This window comes from Jiangella gansuensis DSM 44835 (genome assembly GCF_000515395.1).
Taxonomy (GTDB): domain Bacteria; phylum Actinomycetota; class Actinomycetes; order Jiangellales; family Jiangellaceae; genus Jiangella; species Jiangella gansuensis.
This window is the reverse complement of sequence record NZ_KI911782.1, coordinates 3,198,431-3,213,537: the sequence shown is the minus strand read 5'-3', so window position 1 is coordinate 3,213,537 and position 15,107 is coordinate 3,198,431. Positions and strand designations below refer to the sequence as shown.

The window sequence follows — 15,107 nt, the reverse complement described above, 5'->3', positions numbered from 1 at the left end:
GCCATTGTTAGCGTTCACACTTCTCGACCACCAGAGGGGTGAGCGAGGTGTTACGCATCCGTTATTTCTGGATCAACCGGACACTCACCCTCTCGACGCCCGGGCGAGCGTGAACCCGCGGCACCGCCCGGCCGAGGTGCCCGGTCGTCGCCGCTCAGCCCAGCTCGGCGAGTCGCGGAGGGTCCGGCGTGCCGCGCCCGAGGTCGCGGGCGGCGGCCAGCAACTGCCTGATCGCCGGCGACGGTGGGTCGGCGGGTACGGCGAGGTACGTCGTCGAGACCAGCCCGGCGAGCCGGCGGTAGGCGACGCCCGGCATCGGCGGCGGCGTGCCGACCTCGTAGAACAGCGTCCACGACGCGGCGGCGTGAGCGAGATCGGTGAGCGTCTCACGCAACGACGTGAACGGCGGGCCGGCCGGCGGGTCGATACCGGCCGCCTCGAACGCCGTGGCCACCAGCCGGTGGAAGGGCGGGTTGGCGCGTGGATGGGCAAGCCGGACCGGCAGGCCGCCGAGGTCGCGCAGCCGCACCGTCTCGCGTGCGGCGAGCGGGTGCCCCGCCGGTAGCGCGACCACGACGGGATCGGTCCACAGCGCGAGCAGCTCCAGCCCCGGCGCGTCGGCGACGTCGCGGACCAGAGCGGCGTCGAGCACGCCGGAGCGCACGGACGCCAGCCGCTCGGCCAGCTTCACCGTGCTCAGCCGGACGCGCAGTTCCGGCGCCCGGGACGCGAGCGCGGCGAGCAGGTCGGGTAGCCGGCGGCCGGGAGCTGGACTGGTGCCGAGCCGCAGCGAGCCGGTACCGGCGAGCTCGGCCGCCAGCCGCCGGGTGCGCTCCGCCGCGGCGAGCACGGCCCGCGCCTCGGGCAGCAGGCGGCCGCCCTCCGCGGTGAGCCGGACCCGCCGGGTGGTCCGGTCGAACAGCACGACGCCGAGTTCCCGCTCCAAGCGGCGCAACTGCTGGCTGACGGCGGGCTGGCCGACGTGCAGGGACTCCGCGGCGCGCGCGAACCCCCCTTCGTCGGCAACGGCGACGAAGTATGCGAGCTGCCGCAGCTCCACGGACCTCCTCGAGCCGGCCGGACTCATCACGATCAGTGATAACTGTACGTGGCATCTCCGTCTGGTACGCGGGGCGGAGCTCCAGTGGGATCGAGAACATGAACACGACACTGCAGCCGGCGGTCGCCGGCCTGGCCCGCCGCATCGAGGGGCCCGTCCTGCTGCCGGGCCAGAACGGGTACGACGACGAGCGGTCCGGTTTCAACCTCGCGTGCGAGCACCGTCCGGACGTCGTGGTAGGCGCGGCGTCCACGGCGGATGTGGTCGCGGCGGTGCGCTTCGCCGCCGACCAAGGCATCCAGGTCGTCGCCCAGGCGACCGGTCACGGCGTCGGTGTCCCGCTGGAGGGCGGTCTGCTGATCAGCACCCGGCGCCTGGACGGCGTGCAGCTCGACCCGGGCGCGCGGACGGCACGGATCGAGGCAGGCGTGCGGTGGCGGCAGGTCATCGACCCGGCCGCGGCCTCCGGACTGGCGCCGTTGAGCGGATCGTCACCGCTGGTCGGCGCGGTCTCCTACACACTCGGTGGCGGACTGCCGGTGCTCGGCCGGACTTTCGGCTGGGCCGCCGACCAGGTCCGGCGGCTGGAAGTGGTCACCGCGGACGGTGAGCTGGTCATCGCCGATCCGGACCAGAACGCCGACCTGTTCTGGGCACTGCGCGGCGGCAAGGGAGGCTTCGGCGTGGTGACGGCGATGGAGGTCGATCTGGTGGTGCCGCCGGGGCTGTACGGCGGCGGGCTGGTCTTCGCCGCCGAGCGGGCCGCCGATGTCGTCCACACGTGGCGGGACTGGACAGCGCGGTTACCGGACGCGATGAACTCGTCGGCCGGTCTGGTCCGGATGCCGGACGCGCCCGGCATCCCGGAGCCGTTGCGCGGACGGCTCACGGTGCACATCCGCATCGCGTACGCCGGCCCTTTCGACGAGGGCGAGGAGCTGGTGCGGCCGCTGCGCGACATCGGCCCCCGGATCGTCGACACCGTCGCGGGCCTGCCGCTGGCTGATATCGCCGCCGTCTATGACGACCCGACCGAGCCGATCGCTTACGACGAGCGCTCGCTGATGCTCAGCTCGTTCGACGAGGGTGCCGCCGACGCCCTGATCGCGGCGGCCGGACCGGATGCGTCAGCCGACGGCCTGATCATGGTCGGCGTGCGGCAGCTGGGCGGGGCGCTGGCGCGTCCGCCGCGTCATCCTCACGCCCTCGACCACGACGACGCCGCGTTCAGCGTGGCCGCTATCGGCCTGGGCCCGGCGGCCGGGGACGCGGTGCTGTCAGCGTTGGCGCCCTGGGGCACCGGCCTGCGGTTTCTCAACTTCGTCGGCGGTCCGGCCGCGTCCGTGCTGGCGCCCGAGGCGTTCCGTACCGGGACTCGCGACCGGCTGGCCGCGATCAAGCAGGTCCGCGACCCCGGCGGCGTGTTCCCGGCCCCGCACCTGGGCGTGAGCTGAGCGAGGCCCCCTGGCTGCTCGGTCAAGCGCCACCATCACTGATGACGGCCGGCCCGCACGCGCAGTACCCGGCATCGACCCTAGGGTGGCGTCATGGACGTCGTGGACGCGCTGACGCGCTGGCAGGACGCGGGCGGGATGTGGCGGGTGGTCGCGCACACGAGCTCCGGAACCGTCGTCGCGCTGTGCCGGTGCGACGGCGGCGAGGAGGTCGACCGCGTCACGTCGGCCGATCCGGAGCTGACCGCGTTCCTGGCCGGCCGGTCCAGTAGCGAAGACTGACCGCCTAGGGGCCTGGCCGCGTCGCGGGTCTCGCAGGGGTGCGCCCCTCCCAGGGGGTGACGTACAGGCCGAAAGTTGGCGTCAGCGTCGCCCGTCGAGAACGCATCATGCGTCCGGGCCGGCGTACTGGACGAGCTCTCGCACCACGGCGGCCAGACGGCCGGCCCGGTCCGGGTCGACGTGCCGGGCCTCTGTCAACAACGTCTCGACCGCGGCCCGGAACGCCCTCGCGAGCTCCGTCGCGCCGAGCGAACCCACCAGCGTGCCGGCCGCCGCCCGCAGCACCTCCGGCGGCAACTGGTCGACGCCGCGTCCCTGCACCGCCGGCAACCCGTGCCGCAGGCAGGCCAGCGCGAGCACGTGGTCGCGGATCCCGCTGATCATGTACTCGGCCTGCCAGACCCGGCCGCGCGCGATGCTCGACCGCGCGTGCAGCGCGTACAACCAGCCCATGCCGATCAGGGCCGACGGCTCCTGGCGCGGTGGCGGCGGCTGCTCGGGCGCCGCACCGAACAGCGGCCGGAACGTCGGCGCCGTCGGGCCGTACTCGCCGTCCGGCGCGAACGCGAGGTCAACCTGCAATGTGTTGGCCAGGAGGAACACCCGGAAGACGATGCCGCGCACGGGTACGTCCAGGTGATCGACGGCCGCGTGCTCGGCGTACATGACCGCGGTCCAGTCCGCGATGACGGCGGCCTGATCGGTACCGGGCGCGAGGCCGAACGCCAGGTCGATGTCGGACCAGCGGTCCTGCGCACCGGACGCCGCGGACCCGGTCAGTGCGGCGGCGACGATGCGGGAATCGGCCCGTGCGGCCGCCACGAGCTGGCTGCGCAGTACCTCCCGGTCGGCAACGGTGAACATCCCGTCACCCTACGGAAGGCCCGGATCACCAATGCGCCCAGCCGCCGTCGACGTTGATGACCTGCCCGGTGATGAACGAGCTCTCGTCGCTGGCCAGGAAGACGAACGTCCCGGCGAGGTCGGCGGCGGTACCGCGCCGCTTGAGCGCCTGGGCCGCGGTGACGTGCTCGAAGACCTCGTCCTCGTCCGCGCCCAGTTCCTCCTCGTGTTCGGTGCGGATGGCTCCCGGCATGACGGCGTTGACCCGGACCCCGTCCGGGCCGACTTCGCGTGCCAGCGCCCGGGTCAGCCCGATGATCCCGGCCTTGCTGGAGGTGTAGTGCAGCGCGCCGGGTTGTCCGGTGGCCACCATGACGCTGGTGACGGTGATGACCGACCCGCGCCCGCTGGCCACCAGGTCCGGGTGCGCGGCCCGGGCCAGCAGCCACGTGCCGCGCAGGTTGACGTCCATGACCAGGCCCCACTGGTCCAGCCCGATCTCCCGCCAGGGCGCCCTGCCGGTGGCAGCGGCGTTGGCGACGACGACGTCCAGCCGGCCGACCTCGCGCCGTGCCTCTGACACCAGCGCCTCGACCGCCTCGGGATCGGCCAGATCGGCCCCCAGCGCGACCGCCGTGGCGCCGGATTCGCGCAGCTCGACGGCCAGCTTCTCGGCCAGGGTGGCCATCACCGGGTCGGGCTCGTGGGCGAGAACGACGGCAGCCCCTTCGGCCGCGTACGACCTGGCCACGGCCGCCCCGATGCCGCGAGACGCGCCTGTCACCAGTGCCGTCCGCCCGGCCAGCCGACCGTCCCGCACACCCACCTCCACGCCGTTTCAACCCTCGCAACCACCAGTTCGAAAGCTATGCCAGCGCCTCGCGCCCCGTCAACCGCACCCCACCCCACCCGAGTTGATCATGGAGTTGGTCGTGATCCTTTGCCGGTTGATCATGATCTAGGCCATGATCAATGTAGAAGTAATTTATGACATCTTCCGCACTTCAGTATTAACTGTTACGCTCATGATCATCTGCTGGCAGTAGCGATCACCCCCACGTCCCGGCCCGGTCGTCGCACCGGGTCAGGTCCCACGCGCCGCGCCGCTCACCAGCCGTGCCGCGCGCTCACGTTCCTCCGCAGAGCATGGAGCCGCCGAAGATGCATGCACCACGCCTGGCCCGCCCACCCGCCGTCATCGGTGTCGTGGCCGCCGCCCTCGCCCTGATCATCGCTGTCCTGGCACCCACCCCACCGGCCCGAGCCGAGGGCTTCACGGACGAGGTGACGGTCCATTCGGACCTCACCCTGCTCGACGGTGACGGCATCCGCACCCCGGACATCATCTCGACCAGCCCGGACAACGTCGTGGCCGCCTGGCGCGAGGGCAACACCCTGAACCAGTTCGACAACGGCGCCATCAAGTACGCCTACTCCACCGACGGCGGAGACACCTGGAGTGCCCCACTCACGCTGGCACCGAAGGACTCCACCTACGGCTGGCACTACGTGATCTTCTACCGCGTCGGCACCGACCTGTACGCCTTCCTCGGCAGGACGCCGGCCGACTCCCGGAACGGCCAGCCGGTCACCACGTTCATGAAGAAGAGCACCGACGGCGGCCAGACCTGGACCAATCACACGGCGAACTTCGGTGCGGTCCCGTCCAGCTTCGTCATCGCCGGGCGGCCGCTGAAGTACGGCAACTACCACATCGCACCGTTCTGGAAGGGCGGCCAGGTCGCGGTCATGCGCTCGACCGACCTGGTCACCTGGACGCCCGGGGCGTTCGCGCCGGACCCGCTGAACACCAAGTCCGGCGAGAACCAGCTGGTGGTGGACCCACAGAACCCCAGCAAGCTCATCATGTTCAACCGAGTGGCGGTGCCGGCCGACGACTACAACACCGGCCCGGTGTACATGTCGAGGACCGAGAGCACCGACGGCGGGCTCACCTGGTCGCCGCTGGCGTTCGACAGCAACATCCCGAACATGGGCACCAAGGGGTACGTCACGGTCGACTCGACCGGGCAGTTCCTGGCCATCTACAACACGATGGGCGGCATCTTCCCCAGCCCCGTCGAGACCCGTCCGCCGCACTGGCGCTCGATCCTGAATTACAAGGTCAAGAAGCCGGACCAGCCATGGGGCCCGGGACGGTTCCTGGCCGACGGGCCGCCGATCGTCGCCCGGCCGCACAGCGCCGGCTGGGACACCTACGCCATGGCCGACGAGTACGCGCCCGGGAAGTTCTTCGTCGTGTGGGAGCACGACACCTCGGCGATCAAGGTCGTGAAGCTGGACGTCTCCGACTCGTTCACCGGCATCAACGAGAACTGGGATGCCGCCGGCGCGCCGTGGACCACGACCGCGAACGGCGGCACCGCCACGGTCACCAGCGGCCGGCTCAACCTGGCGAACGCCGCCGGAACCACCACGACGGTGCACCAGAACCACGCGTACCAGGGGACGTTCGTCGCCGCGATGAGCGGGCGGATCACGACCGCGTCCACCTTGAACACGACGACGGGCGTGGGCGCCAACCTGGCGCTGCGAGTCGCGAACGGGACGCGGGAGCTGGCGTTGACGGCCCAGTCCGACGGCGTGTACGCCCGGGTCGCCGGACAGTCGAACTGGCAGCGGGTGTTCACGCAGGCGATCGACGGCAACGACCACCAGTACCGCGTGGTCGTGCAGAGCGACGGCACCGCCCGGCTGTTCTTCGACTCCGCCGACACCGGCGTCGAGTGGTCGATGCCGCCCAGCTCCGCGCCGGTCCGCACGACGGTGTCGACGTCCGGCACCAGCGCGGCACCCGCCGGCGCCTCGGTGAACTGGGTCAGCGTGGAGGAGAACCTGGTCTCCACGTCGTTCGACGATCTCGTCGGCTGGGAACCGTTCGGCAGTGGTGGCACCGTCTCGCCGGCCGGTCACCTCACCATCCAGAGCCCCGGGACCGGCCAGAACGCCGTCACCGAGCAGCTGCCCGACCGGTGCGACTTCTCGGTGGACTTCCGCGCCCAGGTCACCGACTACGCCGCGCTGAACCCGTCCAACGGACACGGCACCAGCCTGGCGGTCAGTGTGACCAACCGGAGCCGGCGGCTGATGCTGTCGATCCAGCAGGACGGCGTCTACACGATCAAGAAGGGCCAGACCGCCTGGAGCCGCGTCTACGCGCTGAACAACGCCGGAGCACTGGCGTCGTGGCGGGTCGACACCGCCAGCGGCGGCGAGGCCCGGCTCTACCGCAACGGCGCGGACACCGGTGCCCGATGGACCATCCAGGACCGTGACACCGACCCCGCGGTCCGGCTGTGGTCGGCCGGCAACAACGGCGACACCGCCGGGTTCCAGATGGACTGGATGCGGGTGACCTGCGAGATCCGCTGACAGAACGACGCGGCCGGCGTGGCGCCCGCGGTGGGCGCCACGCCGGTCACGCGTATTCGGCGAAGGCTGACGGGCTGATCTCGTGCTCCAGGGGCTGCCCGCCGAGGTACCGGAGCACCTCGTCCACGGTCACCGCGCCCTGCTCGTGCAGCGTCTCGGCGGTCAGCGCGGCGATGTGCGGGGTGGCGACGACGCCGTCGGCTCGGCGCCACGGGTCGTCGGCGGGCAGCGGCTCGGTGTCGAACACGTCCGTCATGACCCGGGCCCGGCCGGCGGCCGCGGCCGCCAGCAGCGCCGCGCTGTCCACCAGCGCCGACCGCGCCGTGTTGACCACGAGCGCGCCAGGCCGCAGCATCGCGATCTCGGCCGCGCCGATCATCCCCACCGTCGACGGCAGCACCGGAGCGTGCAGCGACACCACGTCGCAGCGGCGCAGCAACTCCGGGAGGCCGGCGCGCTCGGCGCCCAGGGAGGCGGCCGCGCCGGCGTCCAGGTACGGGTCGAACACGAGGCAGCGGCAGCCGAACGGACGCAGCCGGCGCAGTGTCGCCCGCCCGGTGCGGCTGGCACCGACGACGCCGACGGTCTGGTCGCGCAGCAGCCGACCCGGTGGCCGGGCCGCGAGCGCAGGCCACGGCTCGCCCGCTCGCATCGCCGACGCGAACGGCACGAAGTCGCGCAGGCCGGCGATGATCGACATGACCGCGAACTCGGCGACCGCCTCGGCCAGGACCGCCGACACCTGGGTCACGCGCACCCCGTGGTCCAGGGCCGACGCCGGCACCAGGTGCCGCACCGATCCCCCGGTGTGCGCGAGCAGCCGCGGCCCGTGCGTCCCGTCGAACAGCGACGACGGCAGTGGCGGCGTGTCCCAGCCGGTGACGCAGACCGGCGCGGCCAACAGCGTCGCCGGATCGGCCGCGGGGTCGGGCAACAACGTCACGTCGGCGACGCCGGCCAGCCGATCCCAGTCCCGCTCGGCGATGACCCGGCGGCGCAACTCGTCACTCATCACGACGACGACGCGGGCGCTCACCGTCCCTCCGCGGCAACGATGGTCGTGACCAGCGGTCCGACACCGTCGACGTGGGCGACCACGCGGTCGCCGGGCGCGAGGTACTCCGGCGGGGTGCGCGCGTCGCCCACGCCGGAGGGCGTGCCGGTCAGCAGGATGTCGCCGGGGCACAGTGTCACGAACCGGGACAGCTCCGCGATCAGGGCCGGGACGTCGAAGACCATGTCCGCGGTGGTGGAGTCCTGCTTCAACGCACCGTTGACGGTGAGGGTGAGCCGCAGCGCGGCCGGGTCGGGCACCTCGTCGCGGGTGACCAGCCACGGGCCCAGTGGGCAGAACCCGTCCAGGCTCTTGCCGAGGAACCACTGTCCCTCCGGCCGGCCGTGTTGCTGGTCGCGGGCGGACAGATCGTTGGCGGTGGTGTAGCCGAACACGGCGTCCGCGGCTTCCTGGCGCGACAGGTGCCGGCCGCCGCTGCCCAGCACTACGGCCAGTTCGACCTCCCAGTCCACCCGGGTGCTCAGCGCCGGGTCGACGGCGACGGCGCCGGGCCCGGTCACCGACGTGGTGGCCTTGGTGAAGAAGATCGGGCTGGCCGGCGGGCCCGCCGAGTGCTCGGACTCCTCCACGTGGCCGCGGTAGTTGGCGCCGACGGCGAACACGTTGCGGCGCGGCCGTGGGATCGGCGCCAGCAGCTCCACCTCGCCCAGAGCGAGGCCGGCCGGCAGCGTCGCGAGGCCGGCCAGCACGGCGTCCCGCTCGGCCGCGGGCAGCTCGAGCAGCGTCGCGACGTCCGGCGGGTACGGACCGCCGGCGCCGCTCGCGTCGACGATCTTGACACCCGCCAGCGCGCCGGGGTCGTCGCCGACGCCACCGTCCGGCACGTCGGCGACTCCCCACGTCGGTGTCGTCGTTCCCGGACGACGAAAGCTCAGCAGATGCATCGGTACAGCCTCATTCCCGTGCTCAGTACGTCGGTGATCGACAGGGCGCCACGACCCGCGGAGGGCGGCCGCGCCCTGCCGATCACCCGGTCAGTAGGGCCCGCGCGAAGTCGCGGTCCGCCGGCAGCCCGATCTCGGCCGGCGGCAGTGCGCCGGGATACCAGCGCCGCTCGTACTCGAACGTCAGCGCCCCGGTGTAGCCGTCGAGCAGCCGCAGCGTCGTCGACCAGTCCACCTCGCCGTCGGCCAGCGGCACCGGCCGCCGGTCGGTGCCGGCCGGCACGAAGTTCTTCACGTGGACGTGCCGGATCAGTTCCCGCTGCAGCTCGACGGCGACGGCGGCCGGCTCGGCGCCCATGATGGCGAGGTTCGCCTGGTCGTACAGCACCCCCACCGCCGGCGACGCCGTGGCGAGCACCAGGTCGCGGGTGGCCGCGGCGCTGGTGGCGAGCGTGTCCATGTGGTTCTCGACGTTCAGGCTGACGCCGGCGGCGTGCGCGAACCCAGCCACGTCGTGCAGAGTCGTGGCCGCGCGCCGGACGGCGTCGGGCCGCTCCCCCGTGGGACGGTCGTGGCCGGCCAGGACCCGGACATGGCCGGCGCCCAGCGCCGCGGCCAGGTCGACCGCGCGGCGCAACGCGTCCGCCGTCGCTCGTCGCCCGGCCGCGGATTCCGCATCGATGTCGCGGGCGTACGAACACAGCGCGCCGACCCGCAACCCCAGCCCGTCGGCGGCGGCGACGACGGCGGCGACCTGGTCCGGCGTCGCCGTCTCCGGGAGCGCCGCCGGGTAGTCGCCGGCGACGATCAGCTCGATGCCGTCCAGCCCCAGCCGGTGCGCCACCTCCAGACAGCCGACGGCGTCGGTCTCCGGCGTCGCCATGGAGTGCAGCCACAGCGGCCGTCGTCCCTCTCCGGCGGTGCCTCCCGTCATCCCTTCACCGCGCCACCGGTCAGGCCGCCGGTGATGCGCCGCTGCACCAGCAGGAAGAGCACCAGCGTCGGCAGGACGGCCAGCGTCGTCGCCGCCATCAGCGGGCCCCAGTCGGCGACCTCACTGCCGACGAAGTTGTAGACACCCACCGGCAGGGTGCGCCGGTCGCCGCTGCCGAGGATCACGAACGACAGCAGGAACTCGTTCCAGCTGTTGATGAACCCGAAGATGGCCGTGGTGGCCAGGCCGGGCGCGGCCAGCGGCACCGCGATGCGGACGAACACCCCGACGTGGCTGAGCCCGTCGACCCGGCCGGCCTCCTCGATCTCGCGCGGCAGCGTCCTGAAGTACTGCACCATCAGCCAGACGCAGAACGGGAAGTTGAACACCACGTGCACCAGCACGATGCCGGGATAGGTGCCCGCCAGTCCGAGGTCGGAGACCAGGGTGAACAGCGGCATCACGATCAGGATGGTCGGGAACACGTACGCCACCAGGACACCGCGCGACAGCAGGGAACGGCCCCGGAACGTGCCCCTGGCCAGGCCGTATCCGGCCATCGCCGCGAGCACGACCACGATCGCGGTGCTGGCGACCCCGACCACCAGGCTGTTGACCATGAACGACGTGAACGGCGTCCCGTCCAGCACCCGGCGGTAGAAGCCCCAGTCAATGCCGTCAGGCAGCCAGCCGTCGCCGGAGTACAGCTGTTCCGGGGTCTTCACCGACGACAGGAACATCCACAACAGCGGGAAGACCGCGAACGCGATCAGCGGCACCAGGACGATCGCCGCCCCGATCCGCGCGCCGCGGCTGCGGCCGGACGCGCTGTGCACCCGGTGCCGCGGAGTCAGCACGGTCGCCATTCAGTCCTCCTCCCGGTCCGGCCGCAGCACCCGCAGGTAGACCGCGACGATGACGACCAGCACGGCGAGCATCGCCACCGAGACCGCCGCCATCCGGCCGATCTCGAAACTGGACCAGCCGACCCGGAACGCGTAGACGGCCAGGGTCTCCGTCGCTCCGGCCGGGCCACCCGCCGTCGCGAGGTACACGAAGTCGAAGTTGTTGAAGACCCAGATCGTCCGGAGCACCACGAGCGCTCCGATGAGCGCCCGCAGCGCCGGGACGACGATGTAGCGCAGCTCCTGCCAGAACGTCGCGCCGTCGACCCGGGCGGACTCGTAGTGCTCGGTGGGGATGGTCTGCAGGCCTGCCAGCAGCGCCACCATCATGAACGGGAAGCCGAACCAGATGTTCATGGCCACGATGGCCGGCATGGCGGTCGACTCGTTACCGAGCCAGGCCACCGGGGCGTCGATGACGCCCACGGCCAGCAGCACGTCGTTGACCACACCGACGATCGGGTCCAGCATGAACCGCCAGCTGAAGGCCAGCACGATGGACGGGAACGCCCACGGAACGATCAGGCCCAGCCGCAGCGGCGTCTGCGCGCGGCGCACGTTCTGCAGGGCCACCGCGCCGGCGAACCCCAGCAGGAGCTGGCCGGCCACGGAGGCGAACGTCCACACCAGGGTCTTCCCGATGGCGGAGTAGAACGCCGGGTCGTCGAGGACTCGCCGGTAGTTCTCCAGGCCCACCCAGCTGGTGACGGGGAAGCTCAGGTTGCGGTTGGTGAAGCTGTTCCAGAGGTTGAAGCCGATCGGGTAGGCGACCACGGCCAGCAGCAGCAACACCCCGGGCAGCACCAGCAGGAGGTGCGTGCGCCCGTCGGCCCAGCGGAGAAGACGCGCCACCCCGGCGCGTCCACCGGGCCGGCCGGGCTCCACCGGCGACCCGGCCCGGCGCTGCTCCGCGGCCGGCTCAGCCGAGGCGAGCGGAGACATCGTCGAGGGTCGCCTGGAGCGTCTGGTTGGCCGCGGCGAGCGCACCGTCCACGTCGGCACCGCCGACCAGGATCGACTGCAGCGCCTGCTCGATCACGTGGCTGGAGAACACCGGGCCGGCGTACGGGCTCGGGCCGTCCTCGAAGCCCGGCGCGAAGCCCTCCTCGATGCCGGTCATGGTCTGCCGCGCGGTCGCCTCGTACTGGGCGATGGTGGGGTGGTCGAAGAACGCCGGGCCGTTCGCCGCGGCCAGCGACGGGAACATGAACAGCGGGATCGTGTGCAGGAACGGCACGTAGTTCTCCTCCGCGTAGAGGAACGCCGCGAACTCCTGCGCCAGGGTGGGATTGCGCCCCTTCGGCAGCGCGACGGAGATGGCGCCGATGAGGTGCCCCGGCACCACGTCGGTCGGCATGAACGTCGTGGTCAGCTGGGCCGCCACGTCGGGCGCCTCGATCGCCGCGGTCCCGATCTCCGCCCCGGACACCTCGGCGAGCACCGTCGTGCCGGCATTGATCAGGGAGAAGTTGTCGTTGATGTTGTAGTTGACCTGGCCCGGGCCGCTGGCGGTGCGGCCGATCTCGACCAGGTACTCCGTGGCCCGCTTGACCTCGGGGCTGTCCAGCAGCGCCGTGCCGTCCGAGCTGAACAGCCGGCCGCCGGCGGAGTGCGTGAGCATGTAGAGCAGGTAGCCGCCGCCGGTGTCGGCCGCGGACAGCTTGAGCATCCAGCCGTACTGGTCCGGTTCGCGGGTCGCCGCCTGCGCGGCGGTCAGCACCTCGTCCCAGGTCGGCCGCTCTGGGAGGGTGACGCCGGCGGCGTCCAGGAGGTCGCGCCGGTGCGCCAGCAGCCGGTTGTGCACATAGTGCGGCAGCACGATCTGCTCGTCCTGGTACCGCCCGATCTTGTCGACCAGGCCGGGCGCGAACGCCGAGGCGCCGCCCAGTTCGTCCAGCACCGGTGCCATCGGGTGCAGCGCCCCCGCGTGCCACATCGAGACCGCCTGCTCCGGCAGCACGGTGGTGACGTCGGGCAGCGAACCGGCCGCCTGCGCGGCCGGCCACTTCGTCGGGAACTGCGGGAACGGCACGACCTCGATCTCGACGGTGGTGCCCGGGTGGGCGGCCTCGAACCGGTCGGCGACGTCGCGCATGAAGTTGACGCGCGCTTCCTGGGTGTAGTTGTGCCAGAACACGAGCCGGCCGTTGCCGTCGCCGGAGGACGCCTCGTCCGAGCCGCAGCTGGACAGTGCTCCGCCGATGGTGCCGACCGCTGCGGCACCGAGCACGCCGCGGACGAATGTTCGTCTGCTCAGGGGCGCGCCGTTGACACTCCTGGTCATGGGATCTCTCCTTCGTTGGGGCCTGGTGCGGCCGGTGTCAGGGCCGGCACCGCGGTACCGGTCGTGGTGGCGGCCGCGGCGTAGATGCGATCGATGACGTCGAGGGCGCGGCACGCCTCGCGCAGGGTGACCGGCGCGGGGCGGCCGGTACGGAGCCGGTCGACGACGTCGGCGGCGAAGATCTGGTAGCGCTGCATCACCGACGGCGACGCGATCGTGACGGTGCCCGAGCCGGTGCTGACCTCGACGACGTCGTGCAGCTCACGCACGGACGAGCCGGCGCCGGTCAGCGCCCACTCGTGGTCGGTGCCGTCACGGTCGGGGCCGCTGTAGCCCACTTCCACCAGCCCGATGAGCCCCGCCTCGTCACGCAGCAGGGCGACGGCGTGTTCCTCGACCGGCAACGCGTGCTGCCGGTGCGACAGCGCCGCGCCGAGCACGCTGACCTCGCCGGCGGCCAGCGACAGGAAGGCATCCACTGGATGCGGGCCGAGGTTGCGCAGCGCTCCCCCGCCGCTGACGTCCGGGTCGAGCACCCAGCCCACGTCGTCCTCGACGTAGCGGTCCGGTGACCCGTTGACAATGCGGAAGCGCGCGACCGTGGTGGGGTCGAGCAGCCCCTCGCCCCGCAGCCGCTGGACCTGCTCCCAGAACGAGCTGTACCGGTTGATCAGCGGCACCGCGGCGAACCGGCCGGCCGCTTCGGCGGCGTGCACCAGGGGCCACAGGTCCGCGGCGCTCGCGGCGGCGGGCTTCTCCACCACGAACGGCGTTCCGTGCTCGACGAGCCGGCCGACGACGGACGGGGCGCCGCGGTGGCGGGGCATGGCGAGCACCAGGTCGACGTCGTGACGCTCGAGCAGGTCGTCCAGGGTCGGTTCGGCCGCACAGGCCAGCCTGACCGCCCAGCGCTCGGCGGTGGCGGCGGCGTCGTCCTGCACCGCGACGACGGTGGCGCCGGCGGCGACGAACGCCTCGACGTGCCGCGGCGCGTGCCAGTGCCCGACCCCGGCGATACTCATCCGCAGCGCGGCGTCGGTCACGACTCGCCCCGCCAGTCCGACGGCAGGTCGTTGAACCGGGCCTGGGTGGCGCCGAGCTCCTCCAGCTCGTGCGTGGAGCCGCCGCCCTTCTCCTCCGACACCGCGGTCGCGATGGCTTCGAGGAGGGCGAGACCGGCCACCCGGGCGCCGAACTGGGCGGTGCCGCGGGAGACCGCGGAACTGAAGATGGTGAGCGACGCGTCGGTGACGTCGCCGATGGGCGACTGCGGGTTGGCGGTCAGCCCGACGGTCTCCACGCCGCGCTCCTTGGCGTACATCAGCGCCTGGACGGTGTCCCGCGACCGGCCGGAGTACGAGATGCCGAACACCAGGTCACCCGGGCTCAGCCGGGTCACGTGCGCGAGCATCATCATCGGATCGGCGGTCCAGGTGACCGGCACCCCGACGCTGGCCAGGCGGTAGGCGAGCATCTGGCACAGCGGCGCGGCCGTGCCCGTGCCGACCAGCAGCACGGCGGGCGCCGCGGCCAGCCGGTGGACCACGTGCCGCAGCGCCGGCTCGGAGAGGTTCGCCAGCGTGTCCTGCATGCACTCCACCTCGAGTGCCATGACCCGCTGCACGAGGTCCAGCGGCCCACCGAGTCCGGAGCGCGACTCCAGCGCCAGGTCAACGGGGTGCGAGTGGTACAGACCGAGCGTCTTGCCCAGGTCCAGTGACAGTGCCTGGGCGAACTCGCGGTACCCGCTGTAGCCGAGCGCGTGGGTGAACCGGCTGACCGCGTTCTCTGAGACGCCGGCCATCTGCGCCAGCACCTGGATGGAGGCGCCACGCACCTTCCACGGGTCGGTGAGGACGGTGTCGGCGACCCGCGCGCGGGCACCGCTCAGCTCCGGCCGGGCCTGACGCAGCCGGTCCAGGCACGGCGGCGCCGACCGGGTCTCGGCGTCGCCGGGCTCGCGCGACGGGTGGGATGGTGTCTCTGTCACGGG

14 protein-coding genes are annotated in these 15,107 nt (G+C 72.2%); 3 read left to right on the top strand and 11 right to left on the bottom strand.

Features of this window, described 5'->3' with window-relative positions; translation table 11 throughout:
• Nucleotides 1–154: 154 nt before the first annotated feature.
• The gene (locus JIAGA_RS30060) at nucleotides 155–1,060 is read right to left on the bottom strand and encodes a LysR family transcriptional regulator (protein ID WP_051426144.1); all 906 of its coding nucleotides are present in this window, start codon (nucleotides 1,058–1,060) and stop codon (nucleotides 155–157) included.
• Nucleotides 1,061–1,158: 98 nt separating this feature from the next.
• On the opposite strand from JIAGA_RS30060, the gene JIAGA_RS0115380 reads away from it, so the two are divergent.
• Both JIAGA_RS0115380 and JIAGA_RS0115375 read left to right on the top strand, forming a co-directional pair.
• Nucleotides 1,159–2,514, top strand: coding sequence for an FAD-binding oxidoreductase (locus JIAGA_RS0115380; protein WP_035812574.1), 1,356 nt, complete (start codon nucleotides 1,159–1,161; stop codon nucleotides 2,512–2,514).
• Nucleotides 2,515–2,607: 93 nt separating this feature from the next.
• Nucleotides 2,608–2,796, top strand: a complete 189-nt coding sequence (locus JIAGA_RS0115375; RefSeq protein ID WP_026876349.1) for a hypothetical protein — start codon at nucleotides 2,608–2,610, stop codon at nucleotides 2,794–2,796.
• A 105-nt stretch (nucleotides 2,797–2,901) separates the two neighbouring features.
• On the opposite strand, the gene JIAGA_RS0115370 is transcribed toward JIAGA_RS0115375, so the two are convergent.
• A complete protein-coding gene (locus JIAGA_RS0115370) occupies nucleotides 2,902–3,660 on the bottom strand; it encodes a hypothetical protein (protein WP_026876348.1) in 759 nt (252 codons plus the stop codon).
• A 25-nt stretch (nucleotides 3,661–3,685) separates the two neighbouring features.
• Nucleotides 3,686–4,459, bottom strand: a complete 774-nt coding sequence (locus JIAGA_RS0115365) for an SDR family NAD(P)-dependent oxidoreductase (RefSeq protein WP_026876347.1) — start codon at nucleotides 4,457–4,459, stop codon at nucleotides 3,686–3,688.
• A gap of 341 nt (nucleotides 4,460–4,800) precedes the next feature.
• Here JIAGA_RS0115365 and JIAGA_RS0115360 point away from each other — a divergent pair, with 341 nt between their 5' ends.
• Nucleotides 4,801–7,032: a sialidase family protein gene (locus tag JIAGA_RS0115360; protein ID WP_169738873.1), complete on the top strand. Its 2,232-nt coding sequence runs from the start codon at nucleotides 4,801–4,803 to the stop codon at nucleotides 7,030–7,032.
• Between the two features lie 46 nt (nucleotides 7,033–7,078).
• Here the strand turns inward: JIAGA_RS0115360 and JIAGA_RS0115355 are convergent, their stop codons facing one another.
• The 8 genes from JIAGA_RS0115355 to JIAGA_RS0115315 form a co-directional block, all read right to left on the bottom strand.
• Nucleotides 7,079–8,068, bottom strand: coding sequence for a hydroxyacid dehydrogenase (locus JIAGA_RS0115355; protein WP_026876345.1), 990 nt, complete (start codon nucleotides 8,066–8,068; stop codon nucleotides 7,079–7,081).
• Nucleotides 8,065–8,991 carry a fumarylacetoacetate hydrolase family protein gene (locus JIAGA_RS30055; RefSeq protein WP_084469709.1) on the bottom strand — a complete coding sequence of 309 codons (927 nt, stop codon included), beginning with the start codon at nucleotides 8,989–8,991 and terminating at the stop codon, nucleotides 8,065–8,067. Before JIAGA_RS30055 ends, JIAGA_RS0115355 begins: the two co-directional genes overlap by 4 nt.
• A gap of 82 nt (nucleotides 8,992–9,073) precedes the next feature.
• Nucleotides 9,074–9,925: a sugar phosphate isomerase/epimerase family protein gene (locus JIAGA_RS33205; RefSeq protein WP_084469708.1), complete on the bottom strand. Its 852-nt coding sequence runs from the start codon at nucleotides 9,923–9,925 to the stop codon at nucleotides 9,074–9,076.
• Complete coding sequence (locus JIAGA_RS0115335; RefSeq protein WP_051426140.1) at nucleotides 9,922–10,791, bottom strand: carbohydrate ABC transporter permease; 870 nt, start codon at nucleotides 10,789–10,791, stop codon at nucleotides 9,922–9,924. The genes JIAGA_RS33205 and JIAGA_RS0115335 overlap by 4 nt, the downstream gene beginning before the upstream one ends.
• Nucleotides 10,792–11,772, bottom strand: coding sequence for a carbohydrate ABC transporter permease (locus JIAGA_RS0115330; RefSeq protein ID WP_051426139.1), 981 nt, complete (start codon nucleotides 11,770–11,772; stop codon nucleotides 10,792–10,794).
• Complete coding sequence (locus JIAGA_RS0115325) at nucleotides 11,750–13,114, bottom strand: ABC transporter substrate-binding protein (RefSeq protein ID WP_084469707.1); 1,365 nt, start codon at nucleotides 13,112–13,114, stop codon at nucleotides 11,750–11,752. The genes JIAGA_RS0115330 and JIAGA_RS0115325 overlap by 23 nt, the downstream gene beginning before the upstream one ends.
• A complete protein-coding gene (locus tag JIAGA_RS30045) occupies nucleotides 13,111–14,157 on the bottom strand; it encodes a Gfo/Idh/MocA family protein (RefSeq protein WP_051426138.1) in 1,047 nt (348 codons plus the stop codon). Before JIAGA_RS30045 ends, JIAGA_RS0115325 begins: the two co-directional genes overlap by 4 nt.
• Nucleotides 14,154–15,104: a MurR/RpiR family transcriptional regulator gene (locus JIAGA_RS0115315; protein ID WP_026876341.1), complete on the bottom strand. Its 951-nt coding sequence runs from the start codon at nucleotides 15,102–15,104 to the stop codon at nucleotides 14,154–14,156. The genes JIAGA_RS30045 and JIAGA_RS0115315 overlap by 4 nt, the downstream gene beginning before the upstream one ends.
• Nucleotides 15,105–15,107: the final 3 nt, after the last annotated feature.

Coding starts and splice junctions, on each gene's coding strand:
- JIAGA_RS0115380 (WP_035812574.1), top strand. CDS start 1,159: ATGAACACGACACTGCAGCCGGCGGTCGCCGGCCTGGCCCGCCGCATC.
- JIAGA_RS0115375 (WP_026876349.1), top strand. CDS start 2,608: ATGGACGTCGTGGACGCGCTGACGCGCTGGCAGGACGCGGGCGGGATG.
- JIAGA_RS0115370 (WP_026876348.1), bottom strand. CDS start 3,660: ATGTTCACCGTTGCCGACCGGGAGGTACTGCGCAGCCAGCTCGTGGCG.
- JIAGA_RS0115360 (WP_169738873.1), top strand. CDS start 4,801: ATGCATGCACCACGCCTGGCCCGCCCACCCGCCGTCATCGGTGTCGTG.
- JIAGA_RS30055 (WP_084469709.1), bottom strand. CDS start 8,991: ATGCATCTGCTGAGCTTTCGTCGTCCGGGAACGACGACACCGACGTGG.
- JIAGA_RS33205 (WP_084469708.1), bottom strand. CDS start 9,925: ATGACGGGAGGCACCGCCGGAGAGGGACGACGGCCGCTGTGGCTGCAC.
- JIAGA_RS0115335 (WP_051426140.1), bottom strand. CDS start 10,791: ATGGCGACCGTGCTGACTCCGCGGCACCGGGTGCACAGCGCGTCCGGC.
- JIAGA_RS0115330 (WP_051426139.1), bottom strand. CDS start 11,772: ATGTCTCCGCTCGCCTCGGCTGAGCCGGCCGCGGAGCAGCGCCGGGCC.
- JIAGA_RS0115325 (WP_084469707.1), bottom strand. CDS start 13,114: ATGACCAGGAGTGTCAACGGCGCGCCCCTGAGCAGACGAACATTCGTC.